The 14,610-nt window shown below is 44.0% G+C and carries 13 protein-coding genes and 1 other annotated feature; of the genes, 2 read left to right on the forward strand and 11 right to left on the reverse strand.

Going from position 1 to position 14,610, the window contains the following annotated elements; translation table 11 throughout:
- Positions 1-244 precede the first annotated feature (244 nt).
- The 4 genes from ABD796_RS24345 to ABD796_RS24360 form a co-directional block, all read right to left on the reverse strand.
- Entirely contained in the window at positions 245-976 is a 732-nt protein-coding gene (locus tag ABD796_RS24345; RefSeq protein WP_344912804.1) for a class I SAM-dependent methyltransferase, read from the reverse strand.
- 23 nt (positions 977-999) lie between these two features.
- Positions 1,000-1,425 (reverse strand): GNAT family N-acetyltransferase, encoded by a 426-nt coding sequence (locus ABD796_RS24350; RefSeq protein ID WP_344912806.1) that lies wholly within the window; start codon positions 1,423-1,425, stop codon positions 1,000-1,002.
- Positions 1,426-1,496: 71 nt separating this feature from the next.
- Positions 1,497-1,871, reverse strand: a complete 375-nt coding sequence (locus ABD796_RS24355) for a DoxX family protein (protein ID WP_344912807.1) — start codon at positions 1,869-1,871, stop codon at positions 1,497-1,499.
- Positions 1,872-1,971: 100 nt separating this feature from the next.
- A complete protein-coding gene (locus ABD796_RS24360; RefSeq protein WP_344912809.1) occupies positions 1,972-2,868 on the reverse strand; it encodes an AraC family transcriptional regulator in 897 nt (298 codons plus the stop codon).
- Positions 2,869-3,047: 179 nt separating this feature from the next.
- Here ABD796_RS24360 and ABD796_RS24365 point away from each other — a divergent pair, with 179 nt between their 5' ends.
- A complete protein-coding gene (locus ABD796_RS24365) occupies positions 3,048-3,839 on the forward strand; it encodes a phytanoyl-CoA dioxygenase family protein (RefSeq protein WP_344912811.1) in 792 nt (263 codons plus the stop codon).
- Positions 3,840-4,066: 227 nt separating this feature from the next.
- Here the strand turns inward: ABD796_RS24365 and ABD796_RS24370 are convergent, their stop codons facing one another.
- The 7 genes from ABD796_RS24370 to ABD796_RS24400 all read right to left on the reverse strand — a co-directional run bounded on the left by ABD796_RS24370 (position 4,067) and on the right by ABD796_RS24400 (position 12,946).
- Positions 4,067-5,026, reverse strand: a complete 960-nt coding sequence (locus ABD796_RS24370; RefSeq protein ID WP_344912813.1) for a DUF4179 domain-containing protein — start codon at positions 5,024-5,026, stop codon at positions 4,067-4,069.
- Positions 5,013-5,561: a sigma-70 family RNA polymerase sigma factor gene (locus tag ABD796_RS24375; protein ID WP_344912815.1), complete on the reverse strand. Its 549-nt coding sequence runs from the start codon at positions 5,559-5,561 to the stop codon at positions 5,013-5,015. Before ABD796_RS24375 ends, ABD796_RS24370 begins: the two co-directional genes overlap by 14 nt.
- 633 nt (positions 5,562-6,194) lie before the next feature.
- Positions 6,195-6,392: a DUF6953 family protein gene (locus ABD796_RS24380; RefSeq protein WP_344912817.1), complete on the reverse strand. Its 198-nt coding sequence runs from the start codon at positions 6,390-6,392 to the stop codon at positions 6,195-6,197.
- A gap of 209 nt (positions 6,393-6,601) precedes the next feature.
- A complete protein-coding gene (gene lysS / locus ABD796_RS24385; protein ID WP_344912819.1) occupies positions 6,602-8,065 on the reverse strand; it encodes a lysine--tRNA ligase in 1,464 nt (487 codons plus the stop codon).
- Between the two features lie 93 nt (positions 8,066-8,158).
- Positions 8,159-8,433: a binding site (T-box leader), on the reverse strand.
- Between the two features lie 87 nt (positions 8,434-8,520).
- Positions 8,521-10,284, reverse strand: a complete 1,764-nt coding sequence (locus ABD796_RS24390) for an ABC transporter ATP-binding protein (RefSeq protein ID WP_344912821.1) — start codon at positions 10,282-10,284, stop codon at positions 8,521-8,523.
- A complete protein-coding gene (locus ABD796_RS24395) occupies positions 10,262-12,013 on the reverse strand; it encodes an ABC transporter ATP-binding protein (RefSeq protein ID WP_344912823.1) in 1,752 nt (583 codons plus the stop codon). Before ABD796_RS24395 ends, ABD796_RS24390 begins: the two co-directional genes overlap by 23 nt.
- A 384-nt stretch (positions 12,014-12,397) precedes the next feature.
- Complete coding sequence (locus tag ABD796_RS24400) at positions 12,398-12,946, reverse strand: pyridoxamine 5'-phosphate oxidase family protein (protein ID WP_344912825.1); 549 nt, start codon at positions 12,944-12,946, stop codon at positions 12,398-12,400.
- Between the two features lie 152 nt (positions 12,947-13,098).
- Here ABD796_RS24400 and pdxR point away from each other — a divergent pair, with 152 nt between their 5' ends.
- The gene (gene pdxR, locus ABD796_RS24405) at positions 13,099-14,529 is read left to right on the forward strand and encodes a MocR-like pyridoxine biosynthesis transcription factor PdxR (protein WP_344912827.1); all 1,431 of its coding nucleotides are present in this window, start codon (positions 13,099-13,101) and stop codon (positions 14,527-14,529) included.
- Positions 14,530-14,610: the final 81 nt, after the last annotated feature.

Consider the following 14,610-nt stretch of genomic DNA (forward strand, 5'->3'; position numbering starts at 1 on the left):
GCACATTCATCATCAGGATTACACGTTCCATATGCAGTCTCCTTTATGTCTATATTTTATCATCCAACAGCATGCCCGGTTTCTCATGGATTGCTAATGTGCACAGTCCTGGCCCGACCGAATACAACTTTAGTTTAAAGAAGGATGGTAAATTAAACAATTCTGCCCGTTAGCGCAACGACGGCAGCCGAACATTTTGGCCGGCTGCCGTCGTCTAACAATCGAGCTATAGTCTCCGTTAAAACTATTTCCGTGCTTTTACAATTAGAAAATGCGGATTTGTTGTAAGGCGATCAAACCATCGCTTATACCAATCACTGGCATTGGGGTTGTCTTTAAAATCTATACTAGGTTGAGGTTCAATGATACATTCAATTATGAATTGTTCAGCTGTTACGTTAATAATTTCTTGAAGAGGTCTTCTATAGAATGTAACCTCTACTGGCCCAGAGTCTTTTTTATTCCATATTTCCTTCAGTAACTCATGGGAAAAGTAATCGGGTCTATCAAAATGTTTAAAGTCCATAAAAGGGTGATGTACGGAAAAAATCAGGCTTCCTCCAGGCTTCATTACACGATGGAATTCACGAAAGGTGGGCGCCCAGTCATCAATATAGTGCAGGGTCAATGAACTTACAATTAGATCAAAAGTTTCATTTTCAAATGGTAGGGGTTCTGCTAAATCACATGTAAAAACCTGTGCTTTATCTCCAACTCGTCTTTTACAAGCCTCTACCATTTCGGGACTTAGATCAACAGCCGTTACCTGAGCACCAAGTTTAATAAATTGCTCCGTATACCAACCCGCGGCACAACCTGCATCCAGAACAACAAGTTGATTCATATCCATTGGCATGTTTTTCATCATCGCTGGCCGTTCGTAATACGCGTTATGTCCACTCATGGTATCAACATTTTTTTCGTAATCTTTAGCCAGTTTATCGTAAGCTTCAATGATTTTGCGGGTTTTATCCATTTGATCTCTCCCTTAAGAACTCATTATAATGGCTTGTAATGATAAAGGATGTTAGACAAAGCTCCCCACCCATTCTTTTTCCAATACTGAACTGCATTTGTATTCTCAAGGTGCGCGAACAATACAGCGTCACCAAAACCCTCTTGTTTAAGCAAAGAAAGACTTCGCTGAACCATTTCATTTGCTATTCCTTTACGTCGGTATTCTTCTGAAACAGCAACATGATATAGAGTGCCGCGTCGCCCATCATGACCACATAATACCGTTCCTATAATATCTTCACCCATCTTAGCGACAGTACTAAGCTCAGGATTACGTTTTAAATAAACGCTAATTCTCTCTCTGCTATCGAACTCCAATGAAACAGCATTGCCAAAATTTTTTGCCCAAAACTGAGCTATCTTATCATAATCTTCAATCCTCATTGGACATATCTGAACTTCAGTCATAACACACCTCTTTTGAATATTATTCGGAGTGGAAGATCGATATGAGGATGTTGGTTCTGTTGGTTGTGCCGTTACCTGGATCGCCCCAAATCTTCACCGTAGTTCCGTACCGAACGATGACGGAGATAAAAGATCCAAATGGCAATACTCACGGCTAGGAACAGGATTTGCATTAGGGTTCGGGGAATCAAGGCGTCCTCCGGACTCGTCGCAAGGCCATTTATAGCTATGTATAGGTTGGCAGGAAACATGACGACCAATAGAAGCGATAGCCCGCCGGCTGCCCAAAGAACAGTGGGACGCCATAACAAACCTACTGCCCCGGCCAATTCCAGTACACCGGTGATCGTCACGATCAAACCGGGATAGGGCAACATTGGAGGAACCATATTGATAAGCTCTGTTCGAAGGTAAACGAAGTGAACCGATCCTGTCAGCATGAACATTGCAGCAAGCCCTCCCCTAAGCGCAACAGGCCTGGACGCAAGCGCTTTATCCCCGCAGCTCCTGCAACGAGAATGACAAGCATGACGACAACAAGGGCTATTAACTGTTCCTGGAGGTCAGAGCCGTCGAGCGGAACTGCCCCGGTGTCTTACCCGTCAATTGCTTGAACGCTTTATTAAAATGGCTCAAATCGTTAAAGCCGACCTCCTGCGCGATATGGATGATTTTATCGCCGGAATTGCGAAGCAGTTCGCACGCCATGCCGATTCGCACCTCGTTGCGGTATTCCATGAACGTTTTCCCCGCATACTGCTTGAACTTGGCGGTAAAAGCCGCCGCGCTCATGCCGCACATCTGATAGATTTGCTCCATCATAATCGGCTGCGCATAATGAAGCTTCGTGAACTCGCACACCCATGCCATCACCGATTTTTCGTCCCGCACAGCAGACAGAGGCTCGGACACCCGTTTCTCATACCATCGGCTTAAGGAGATGAACAACTCCATCAGCATCGCTTTGACGCACAACCGGTAACCCAGTTCTTTTTTTCTATACTCGCCCACGATCCTGTCGAGCACAAACGTGGTCTCCAGCCCTTCGTTCACCGTCAGCTTCAAGTGATACTGAAATTCCGAAGAAACGCGAATCATCGGCTCCAGATAGAAAAAACGGATAAACGGAGTGACCTGCGACAGTTGACGAAGCTCCGTTTCTAGCAGCTCCGGCAGAAACAGTATATTGTATACCACCATCGGCACACTGCCCGTTACCCGGTAACCGTGTTCCGCCTGCGGCTCGATGACGAAAAAATCGCCTCTGGCGATCGGATATGTTTCCCCCTGGTAAATATGCTCGCCCTCGCCCTCGGCAACGAATACGCATTCAATAAATTCATGCTTATGCGGCGCAATTGCGTTCGAGCGGAACTTGTAAGGCGCAATATGGAACGGAAAATCCGGACTTTCCAGAAAATGCTCTTTCGTATAGTAGATCATCGCGATCCCTCCAGCAGCGAACCGTTCAAACAATTTTATTTCCTATTGTAGCACCTTGCATCACGGAATGTTGAAGAAAATACCCCATGTTTTGCAGCAAATTCGCCAAGTCGCCCGCTTCGCCGCATGGTATGTTTGATTTGGAAACCAGACTTGATTTTTGAAAGGATGAGATGGTATTGGGGGAAAAGATGGAGCAGTGGGTAACGCAGGAAAAAGTGGAATTTTACAAGGAAAACGGCTTTGTGCAGATCGACAACGTACTAACGGCGGAGGAACTGGAGGAGCTGCGGGATTGCGCCAATGAAGCGATGGCCTCGGAATCGAGGCATTCCGTCAAGACGGATCAGGATGGGGGCGCTTACTATAAAGTATTGAACCAAAAAGTAAACGTATGGCGAGACCACGGCGGAATGGCCAAATATTCGCTCCACCCGCGGCTTGCGTCGATAGCGATGCGTTTGACCGAGGCGAGCGGAATCCGTTTGTTCCACGATCATTTGCTCTGGAAAATGCCGGGCGATTCCAAGCCTACTCCTTGGCATCAGGATACGGTCAAATGGCCGATGAACGAAACAGGAGCTCTCTCGATATGGCTAACCCTTGACGACGTTGACGAGCGAAACGGCTGCATGATGTTCATACCGAAATCGCATACGGCCGGCAAGCTGAAAAATATAAGCCTGGTGAATCCCGTCGACATCTTCGAGTATGTCAAAGGAACGGAACTGGAGAATCAACGGCCTGTCGTCGTTCCGCTTAAAGCGGGAAGCTGCACGTTTCACGACGGATTGACGTTTCACTATGCTCACGCCAATCAGACCGATAAGCCGCGCCGGGTACTGGCCACTATTTACATGAAAGACGGTACGACATACAACGGCGCCAGCCATGTGATGACGAACGATCAGGGTCTGGTTGTTGGCGAGCCGATTCGCGGACCGCTGTTTCCGCTGCTCGCCAAAGCATAATACCGCAACCTCCAACGCGTTCAACAAAAGGCAGGGCCGATTACAGACAAACGAACCGCACCTGCCCTGCCTTTTCTGCAGTTCTAAAAAATCAAGCATATATCCGTCTTTATCACCTAACCGCAGCAAATGTTTCTTTGCAATAATTTGCGACCTTTTTATAACCAGCCTCTACTTGGTTATGGTTAAAATTAGGTTTGAGGACAAGCTCTAAGTCGAAGACATTTTTATTTAACCGGTATCTGCACCGTATCACCCGTTTTCTTGAGGACGAGCTCTAAAGATTGAAGATTTTCCGGTAGGGCATCGTATCGGTATGAATAAGCTCCGGTCTGGGGCTGCCATAAGCTGCCAAATATAGATATTGAAGCTCCATTGGCAATCAGATCCATTCCGTTCAGCACGGCTTCATTCAGTTGTTCATTTTCCGCTTGAAGTGTGCCTTCAATCAAAGTCATCGTCGGAGTTGCGGTAATCGTGCCGATGATTATGGTTTGGCCATTAACGGTAACCTTTACAGATTGTTTGATCTTGGTAGACATCGCTTCATCCGGCCGGTAAGGGAACGTAACTTGTCCTTCCCGTCGTTGATCGCTTTCCGGCAGCTTATACCCATACGAAAGCGTTAATTTCTTGGCAAGCGGGCTGACAGGATCGAAAGCCACGTATCCTTTGGTCTCTTTAACCCCTCCGGTTGGCCCAGATGTTGCTCCACTTCGTATATGATGGGAATCCGTTTGAAAACCACTAATCCCAATAGGATCAAAACCGTCGTAACTCCGAAGCCCATTCGGGTTGCTCAGGGTATAGTACAGGATAAACTGATTTTCGTCCGACATAAGGCCGTTGATGGTAAGCGTAGTACCGTCCTCAAGTAGGAACCGCTCGTTAAGAGCCTGCCCCTTCCCCTGCTTGTCTAGTTCGTTTAGAGTGTCGTATACGGCTTCGCCAAAGCCGAGCAACATCTTGCCGTAATAAGCTAACGCATGGTATTGGTTGCCCGCGAACAGCAAAACTACAAGGATAGCCGCCGCGATTCCCCAGCTTCTTTTTACATTCCATCTCGCTTTTTTTCTAGGGACTGCGGTGTTTAACGCCTTTCTTAATCTTGCTTCCAATTCTTCAGGGGCGGAAAGTTCATTTAACCGCACTTTCTCTTCCAACAACCGATCTTCAATATTGTTCATCTGCATTCCTCCGGTATAACGCTCTCAGTTTCTGAAGCCCTTGATAAATTCTTGATTTGACCGTTCCCGTCGAAACGCGGGTCATCGCAGCAATCGAACCATAATCCAGATCATGAAAATATTTGAGTTGAATGGCTTCGCGTTGGTCAGTATTCAAATGGTGCAATATCGCTTGCAGATCCATCTGATCTTCCACTTGGCGGTAATCGGATATTCCGGTAGAGTGGGTATGCCCCTTACTCAAATCCAGTTGGTCTCCAAGTGGGGTTACCCTATTGTTTCTTTTCAACATGCGTTTGCATTGATTGACCAAGATGGTCTTGCTCCAGGTGTGAAAGGACTCTTCTTTCTTCAATTGGCCGATCCGCTCATAAAGCTTAACGATCATTTCCTCCAACACATCCATCGCATCCGCTTCATTCCTCATGTAGGAATAAGCTAGCCGATAATACGCTTCTTTTTCTGCTACTATCAATTGAAGTAAGGCTTCCTTGTCCCCTTTTTTGGCTTTCTTGACTGCATTACCTACATCCATGTCTTCACCTCTATTACTAAGAGCCTCGAGCAACTCAAAAGGTTCATTCCCTCGCAAAAAAATAAAAACCGCGCAGCCGGACGTCGGTCGTTCTGAATCGGTCCTTGTCAGCTCGCCATGAGAGCCATAAATTTTCAAGAATATATACTTCGTAACGATACGATACATTGTATTATGAGGTTATTAAATATTGACGAAATAAATTGATTTCCTGGGGGGATACCGGATATCAATTATTCTATGATATTGCGTGGAAAGATAATTCGAGTGGAGCAACTAACCCTGCTGAACCACAAGCAGGTTTTCGTCGAGATAAAGGGCCGTCTTTCTATAATACCTTTTATTTTGCCACTATGGCTCCTGCCGCCAGTACCGACGGAGTCGCCTACAAAATTCTTGGATCGCCTGCGTATCCGGGTGTCTTCGGACAGGGGATCTCCCTTATATTACTGATACTGAGAGTCCGAGTGGCTCCGGTTATCTTGATGGTGGATATGGCCAGCAGCATAATATCAATTTGACGATTAGAAATGACACAGGCACCGGAGGGTTTTGTTTTTAAGAAAAAATAAGATGGGTTCTTACTACATTATGAGTAGAAATATGGGGAAATATCAATTACACTTCTATATTTTAGGATCTTCGATTCATAGTTTGTTTCAATACATTCTTATCAATAGACGCATTCCCGTTCTCATTCACGTAAATAAACTGCTCTCCGAAATTTGTACGAATGTAGTTCACGGCCTCCTCTTGGTACAGAAGTCCCGCGAACCTCACCTTCTCCAGCATCCATTCGGCCACCTGCTCGGCTGTTGCTTGCATGGTCATCTCATCAACCTACCCATCGAAAAAGTGGTCTATCTTGATCTGCTTCATCTTTAATTATATTAACAAATACTACCAAAGCCATAACGGCATTCTCTCACTGTTTCACTAAGCGTAACTGCCCTTTAGCTTAATAACAAAAGGTGGCAAGTTGCCGCTGCAACCTGCCCCCTGAATCGTTCAACCGTTCCCCGTTAGAGCTTAATCAATATCTATATTTTTTTAGTTAACGGAAACAACACGCAATCTTTTATTGAATCACAATCGGTTAACACCATTAGAAGTCGTTCGATTCCAAACCCCCAGCCAGAAATAGGGGGCATGCCATACTCCATAGCTGCCAAATAATCTTCATCCATCTCCATTGCTTCCAAATCCCCATTGCTTTTTAGCAGAGCCTGAGTCTCTAGCCTTCTTCTCTGCTCCAGCGGATCCACTAGCTCAGAATAGGCATTAATGATTTCTGCCCCATTCACCACTAGCTGGAAGCGGTCGGTAATCGATGGATTTTGATCATTAGCTCGTGCCAGGGGAGATAAATCGATCGGATGCTGGACTAAAAAAGTTGGCTTAATTAGCTTCACCCGGCACATCTTCTTATAGAGCAGGTCAATGAAATTTCCTCTGCCCAAAGATTCAACCTCCGCATGTTCTAAGGAAATATTTCTCCTTCGGGTCTCCTGGTACAAATCCTGCACATCCGGATAAAGATCGATATCAATCCCGGTATCCTTCAGAATTAAATCTCTAAAGGAGACGACGTCCCACTCGGAGGAAAAGTCAATCACTTGGCCATTCATGGTGATCGTAGTAGTATGAAAAGTCCGCTGCAGAATGTTCAGAATCATCTCCCGCATGAATTTCATGGTGTCCTCATAGCTCCAATAGGCCGCGTAGCCTTCCACCATCGTAAATTCTTGTAGATGCTGGGGACTGATCCCTTCATTCCGGAAACACTTGGCAAATTCGAATACTTTGGTAAATCCTCCAACAATCAATCGTTTCAGATAAGTTTCCGGTGCAATTCGCAAGTTGAGTTCCGTGTCGAGCGAGTTATGGTAGGTCTTGAACGGCTTGGCAATTGCTCCCGAGGAAGCATGCTGCAGCACAGGGGTCTCTACTTCCAGGAAATCATGATCTTCAAAAAATCTCCTAATGGCACTTACCAGTTTAGCTCTTGCCAGTAAACGGGTTTGGGTTTCCTTGGTCATGATGAGGTCCAAGTAACGCTGTCTATAGCGGGTCTCAATGGAAGTTAATCCATGCCATTTGTCCGGTAAAGTCCGCAAAGCCTTTCCTAGGAAAACATAGTGCTGAATGCGCAGCGTTTTCTCCTTGGTCTTCGTTGTGAACATGTTCCCCTCGACACCAATAAAATCTCCAATGTCCATCCATTTATCAAACTGCCTAAACGTCTCTTCTCCCATCTCTTCCTTATTGAGCAGCAGTTGTAAGCTCCCCTCGATGTCCGATAAGGTTATAAATATGAGCTTACTGAAGCTCCTCATGCTCAGGATTCTTCCGGCCACTCGCACTCCCGTTGTTCCATCCTCCAGCAGGGCTGCTTCGTGAAGTTCTGCATTTGTAGTAAATCTCTCAGGGTATACCTGGATTCCCTGGGATCTCAGACTTTCTAATTTTTCAAGGCGAAGGGCAAATTGTTGTTCATTGCTCATTGTAATCACTCCATATGGTTTGTTTACGGGAATTACCTGGACGAATTCATAGCTCTATACAACAAAAAAACTCCCACCCCCAAGATTATTCATCTTGAGGACGAGAGCTGTTCGCTTCGTGGTACCACCTCAGTTTTATTGATATGTTGCCATATCAATCTCTTCAGGTACGGCAATTTGCAAATTGAAATTGATTATACCCTATCTCGTTAACGGGAGATCCCGTCGCAATATCACTAAGAACTTTCCCTTAGATCCGTGCGAAGCTCTGAGTCTTTTTTCATAAAGATCATTATTACTCCATTCCACCAAGCAGGAGCTCTCTGTAAATAATAATCAAAATTACTTTTTCTCTTCATAGCCTTTAATTGTATTCCGAAATATTATAAACAATTTAGCAAAACAATTCGAATTAGTCAAACTAATTAAATAATGAGCAATCTTGCCCTAACCCGTTAGCGAAGCGAGTCCTCCGTATTTTTTACAACAACGTTTCCACATGCTGTATACTGATTTTGGAAAAGCAAATCATAGGTTTCGTTTCTGTTACGTAGGTTTTCATGGGTACCAAAAGCTACCATGGCGCCATCTTTTAAAACCATCACCTTGTCACAGTCCAAAATGGTAGATAAACGGTGAGCAATGGAAATCATGGTTTTCCCCGATGAAAGGCTCTTGAGTTCTGTAATGATGTCATTTTCATTTTCGTTGTCAAGAGCGCTTGTGCTTTCATCAAAAATGATGATGTCCCGGTCCTGTAAAAGCGCACGGGCAATAGATAAACGCTGTCTCTGGCCCCCAGAAAGCTTTACACCTTTTTCTCCGATTATGGTATCTAATTTATTCTGCAAGTTTTCAATGAAGTCAGAAATACTCGCTCTGCGGCAGCACTCCATCAATTCCGCATCGGTTGCGTCGGTCTTGGCCAGCAATAGGTTTTCTCTGATCGTCATATTGAATAGAACCGGTTCCTGCACAACTATACTCACTTTTTCTGACAGACTCTCGCTGTTCACCGTATATATATCGATGCCGCCAATGCGTACAACACCGCCTTGCGGTTTAATCTTCCCTGTCAACAGTTTAGCGAGGGTAGACTTGCCACTGCCGCTTTTTCCGACGATTGCCAGATGTTCCCCCTTCCTCACGGAGAACGAAATACCGTCAAGAGCAAATGAATCGTTTCCCTCATATGTAAATTTCAGATTTTCAACATGAAGATCTGTTCCGGCCATTTTCTTATAGGGTCTCTTCCCTACTTCTAAATTCAATATCTCGACCACTTTTTCGATATTCACCGAATCATTCTTAAAGTTTATTATGGAATTACTTATGTTTTCTATATTGCCGAAAAACTGCCCGTAAAAGCTGATAAAAACGAGCAGCACACCGACTTGCGAGTAACCATTAATTACGAATAATCCGCCAATAAAATAGATAAACAACTGGGTAATGAAGTTTTTCGTGAAGAACGAATAGGTGATCCCTAGATGCAAATACAGCTGGCTTCGAAACCAAATAGGCCTTATCTTCTTAAAGTGTCCGTTTAATTCATCAAGCTGTGCGTTCTCAAGATTGTTGATTTTGACATCTTTCCAGTTTTGAATATTCGAGTGTAAAAAGGTTTCATATTTGGTTTGTAGTTTCCACAGTTCTTCTTTGGCTTTCTTCGATTTTCCTCCCAAAAAATGAACCGTTAAAAAAGATATCGGAACAAAAATAAAACTGAGAAGCGCGATCCTCCAGTCGTAACATAACAAAATAACCGCCAGCGCAACAGCATAAACGACGCCGTAAATAAAATCTAGTATATGGGTCGTAAAAAAATTTTCGGCAACAGTAGAATCGCTTTCAATCCGGCTCTTAACGTCGCCAATGCTATATTTGCTGTATACATCATGATCGAGGCTGGTATACTTTTTCAGCAATTTATGCTTGATTCTCAGGTCATATTTCAGTATTAACCGGTTTGAAAACCTCTTACTGACTGTGATCCCGATTGTCGCGAACAGGAAAACAGCCAGATAACCGATGATGATAGGTGAAAGCTCGTTTATATTTTTATTCACCAAAACGCGATTCACCAAAACCGAGTATAAGAACAAAGGGATAAGCACACATATCAAGTTCCACAGCTTGAAAAAGCCAAGCGCAATTAACGGCTTGTTAATGCCATCGATATCCTGAGTTAATGCCTTAAAGATAGCCAACCGGTTCATACGCTTCATCTCCTATAAACTGTTCGCGGAATAAATCTATATACGTTTCATTGCTTTTAATCAGTACGTTGTGCGTATCAAAGCCTGCCACAACGCCTTCCGCTAAAACCGCGATTTTATCACAGCTTTTGATGGTGGAAAAACGGTGGGCGATTATAATAAGCGTCCGATCATACGACATATCCATCATCACGTTACGAATAAGTGCTTCGTTCTGGCTGTCGAGGAACGATGTGGCTTCGTCAAAGATCAAAATCTTGGGATTCTTGACTAATATCCTGGCAATAGCCAGACGCTGCTTCTGTCCACCGGATAATTCTTGCCCGTCAGTTCCAAGCAGCGTGTCCAGTCCGTTCGGGAGTGTCAGGAAAACATCATAAAGGGCGGCTTTCTTTATCGCTTCTATTAATACGGCATCATTATCCTTGTTGTTTGTAAATGAAAGATTGTAACGCAGGGTGTTGTCATAAAGGATGGTCTCCTGATGAACAATGCCCACCTGGCTTCGCAAGCTATGTAGGTTATACTCATTGACATTCGTTCCATCGATCAAAAGCTCGCCGCTATCAACGTTATATAAATGGTAGATCAGATTCGCCATTGTTGTTTTACCCCCGCCGCTCTTTCCGACAACGCCAATCGTGCTTCCTGCAGCAACACGGAGATTGAATCCGTTCAGAACATGCTTATCTTCGGTGTACCCGAATGTGACATTCTTAAATTCAATTGTGCCATCCTTTATTTGTTTGGTAGGATGGCTTTCTTTGTAATCTTCTTCATCTTCATTCAGAATATCCACGACACGTTGTAGGGAGACAAGCTGCTTCCCGGCATCCATAATTTTGCCGTTTATGGTACTGAAGTAGTACACAGCCATGTTGAAATAGCTAACGGCGGCTACAAAAACGCCGAGTTGCATTTGGTCTATTACGATGAAATAGGCGCACATCATAAATATGAATAGTTGCGCGATAAGAGTGAGGAACGAATTAACCCTTTCCGCCGTCACATCGATTCTTCCGCTTTCCACGTTCATTTTATTGATGGATGTCGTTTTTCTTAAATAAAACCTCGTTACCTTTTTACATGCATTAAGGATTTTGATCTCCTGCAAATTTTTCATAATTTCAAACAAATAAGAGGAAAGCTTGCCCTGTTCCTTTGAAATCTCCTTGTTGATATTTTGCGACTTTTTCTTGAAATGTTTCGATGTAAAAAACACGACAGGAACCAGTACAACTGTAAATGCCCCCAAAAAAATATTGTAGTAAAACATGAAGCAGACAGCGAATAGGATATGCAAAAAGTTGGAATATCCCCAAAGGCCGCTCCAAAATACGAGATTCATAATATCGGTGGCGTCGTTGTTCATTCGGCTGATCATATCTCCGCTGTACATTCCGGAGAGGTCTCTTCCTTTTTTATGTAATATCTTTTTGAAAAGAGCCCGCCGTATATCAAAGACAAAACCCGTCATCAAATGTGACGAAATGAGATTGTTTAACGTCATAACGACAAACTGATTGACAAAGAGTATGCCGGCATAGATCAAGCACAAATTCAAAAAGGCGGTCATGTCTTTATCATAAAAAGCGATATTGATAATTTTCCCGTTGAGGAACGGATAAATCAAATTGATCACCGTTCCTAATGTAGTGATGATGAACCCACATAAAAATACCCATTTGTGCATGAATACAAATTTCGTGACCCATTGCCTTGTTGTCATATACACACCTCTCTATGGTTAACGCTCACGCCTCTTTTTCATTAGCTAATGGCTCAAATAATTCGAATGGTACCAATCGTAAAATAAAAAATCTTATTTTACAAACCTCAAAAACGCATGTTTGCTTTTTTCATAGATTTACACATTCGCATTACAATGCCTAAATTCAGGATGTTCAGAAAATAATAACTCTGTTTATCTCAAAAAACCTTAGATATTCTCATCTTCCTTCTGTTAGTACATTAAGCAAAACTCCCCGTTAGTTGAGAAAACGGCAGCCATTTGACCGGCTGCCGTCGTGTGAACAACAATTTAATGATGTGAAATTCATTTCCTTAAGCAACTTCTCTTCCAGATAGAGCAAGTCGTAACGGTATCATGTCGTTAAATCTCTCGTCCGACATTCTTAACCGTTCTATACATTTTTTCTGCTTCAATAGGACTTTCTTTTGCCGTCATATGGTGTGGAATTATCCGGCAAACTTGAACCGGACCGCCGAATACAGCCGACCTATACTTGTCAACATGCTGCTTCGACAAGGGGCGGTTATAGTAGCCGGGTACGTATTTATTGATCATTTCCTGAAGGACATGGGTGGCTTCATCCAAATCCGTGATCGGCTCTGCTCGTCCAAATATCATGACGCTCATATAAGCCGTATCCGTTTTGGCAGGTACCGGGTCCGTAATGGTTCCGTATTCCTCGCATACCGTAAAACATACCTCTGGATTTTCACTCATGACATGATTACGTCTTCCATCTCCAGCCCCGTGAAAATAAAGCTTCCCCTCAGTCCACACATAATTAAGCGGTACAACGTAGGGCAGGTTCCCATCAACCAACCCAAGATACCCAATTCTCGCTTGGTGAAGGAAACTTTCGATTTTCTCTTGATCCCGGCATTCCCTGATCTTATAACGAACCGAATCCATTTCAAAATCTCTCCTTTCACTCCTAACATTGCAAATACCAGCGTTATTACGGTAGTATATCAGTGAATGGAGTGTACTTACATATCCAAATAACACGGTTACAAGCAATCCATAATTAATAGGGTTGGAGCTTCTATTCGGGGGTGTACACGATGATGAAAGTCATACGTAATGATAAGAGACCGATCTGGCAGCAATTGCTTGATCAAGCGATTCATAATATTACTAGCGGAATCTGGGCGCCAGGAGAATTGCTCATCCCTTCCCGCGAGCTGGCTCACATGGTAGGTGTCTCTCGCTCCACAATACAGATCGTCTATGAGGAATTGCTCAGCCGAGGCTATACGGTCACATCTCGCCGAGGAGGAACGCGAGTCAGTAACTGGAACCAAGTCACTGAGTCTACGAAGGAAATAGTCGCCCATGGTCCTATCCCCCCCTCGCTTCCCTTGCTGGACTCGGCGATCGATCAATTGCATCACTGGTTCAGGGGCAAAGAACACCGAGAGGTGGATATTGATTTTAGTCCTCATGAACCCTATGTGGATGGACAATTTCAAAAGAACTGGCGACAATCGCTGCTCCACGCATCCGCTGCAATGGATTTATCAAGTTGGGCTTACGGGAATCCCTACGGTTTTACACCATTACGAGAGCAAATTCAGCGTTATTTATCACTTGAACGAGGGATCCATATCCAAACCAATCAGATTTTGTTGACTTCAGGAGCTCAGCATAGCATTGACTTAATCGCGCAATCGCTTTTAGTGGATGGGGACACCATCTCTGTAGAAGATCCCGGTTTTCCAGCTGCCTGGATGGCAATGAAATATCGGCGTATGAATGTGGTACCCGTTCCCGTTGATGAGTATGGTCTAGTGGTTGAGCATATTCACCCACAATCCAAAATGATCTTCGCGACCCCTTCTCACCAGTGCGCGTCCGGGGTCGTCATGTCGGAGCCGCGTAGGCAACAATTGCTGCACAAGGCCGCTCAAGAACAATTCTGGATTATTGAGGACGATTATGATAGTGAATTTCGATACCGTGGTGAACCGCTTCCGACACTGTTTAGCCAGGCATCTAATAATACCTTGTACCTCATGAGTTTTTCTAAAATGATAGCTCCAGGCATTCGTATTTCGGCTATCGTTGGATCTGTCGAGGCAATAGCTCAACTAGTCAGGGTACAGGAGTTGACTTACCGTCATCTTCCGATTATGGATCAGCTAACACTAACCCACTTTATCAAGAATGGGCATTTTATGCGCCATATGAGAAGAGTCAGAAATGTATACCGACGAAGACACGAAGCCATGACAAAAACTATTATGGCTAGCGGTTTAGGGGAGCGTTTCACACTAAGAGGAGTAGAAACGGGATTGCATATGTTACTTGAAGCTGAAGAATCATACGACGAAGAAAACGTGACAAAATTAGCCCTTCAAAAGGGAATACGTATATATCCTCTTGGACCCTACTGTTTGGAAAGCAAACGAAAGGGCTGGGTGCTGGGGTTTGCAAAAGTAGATGAAGCATCGATTGAGCAGGGCATTCATCGTCTTTCAGAGTTGATCTTATAGGGTTATCTTAATAACTCAACTTTCGCAGATCAAAAATCGACTTAAACCCATGAAGCAGTTGGCCTGTTAAGCCATTCGATA

Source organism: Paenibacillus hodogayensis, from assembly GCF_039536325.1.
Taxonomy (GTDB): Bacteria; Bacillota; Bacilli; order Paenibacillales; family NBRC-103111; genus Paenibacillus_AB; species Paenibacillus_AB hodogayensis.

Coding starts and splice junctions, on each gene's coding strand:
- ABD796_RS24345 (WP_344912804.1), bottom strand. CDS start 976: ATGGATAAAACCCGCAAAATCATTGAAGCTTACGATAAACTGGCTAAA.
- ABD796_RS24350 (WP_344912806.1), bottom strand. CDS start 1,425: ATGACTGAAGTTCAGATATGTCCAATGAGGATTGAAGATTATGATAAG.
- ABD796_RS24355 (WP_344912807.1), bottom strand. CDS start 1,871: ATGTTCATGCTGACAGGATCGGTTCACTTCGTTTACCTTCGAACAGAG.
- ABD796_RS24360 (WP_344912809.1), bottom strand. CDS start 2,868: ATGATCTACTATACGAAAGAGCATTTTCTGGAAAGTCCGGATTTTCCG.
- ABD796_RS24370 (WP_344912813.1), bottom strand. CDS start 5,026: ATGAACAATATTGAAGATCGGTTGTTGGAAGAGAAAGTGCGGTTAAAT.
- ABD796_RS24375 (WP_344912815.1), bottom strand. CDS start 5,561: ATGGATGTAGGTAATGCAGTCAAGAAAGCCAAAAAAGGGGACAAGGAA.
- ABD796_RS24380 (WP_344912817.1), bottom strand. CDS start 6,392: ATGACCATGCAAGCAACAGCCGAGCAGGTGGCCGAATGGATGCTGGAG.
- lysS (WP_344912819.1), bottom strand. CDS start 8,065: ATGAGCAATGAACAACAATTTGCCCTTCGCCTTGAAAAATTAGAAAGT.
- ABD796_RS24390 (WP_344912821.1), bottom strand. CDS start 10,284: ATGAACCGGTTGGCTATCTTTAAGGCATTAACTCAGGATATCGATGGC.
- ABD796_RS24395 (WP_344912823.1), bottom strand. CDS start 12,013: ATGACAACAAGGCAATGGGTCACGAAATTTGTATTCATGCACAAATGG.
- ABD796_RS24400 (WP_344912825.1), bottom strand. CDS start 12,946: ATGGATTCGGTTCGTTATAAGATCAGGGAATGCCGGGATCAAGAGAAA.
- pdxR (WP_344912827.1), top strand. CDS start 13,099: ATGATGAAAGTCATACGTAATGATAAGAGACCGATCTGGCAGCAATTG.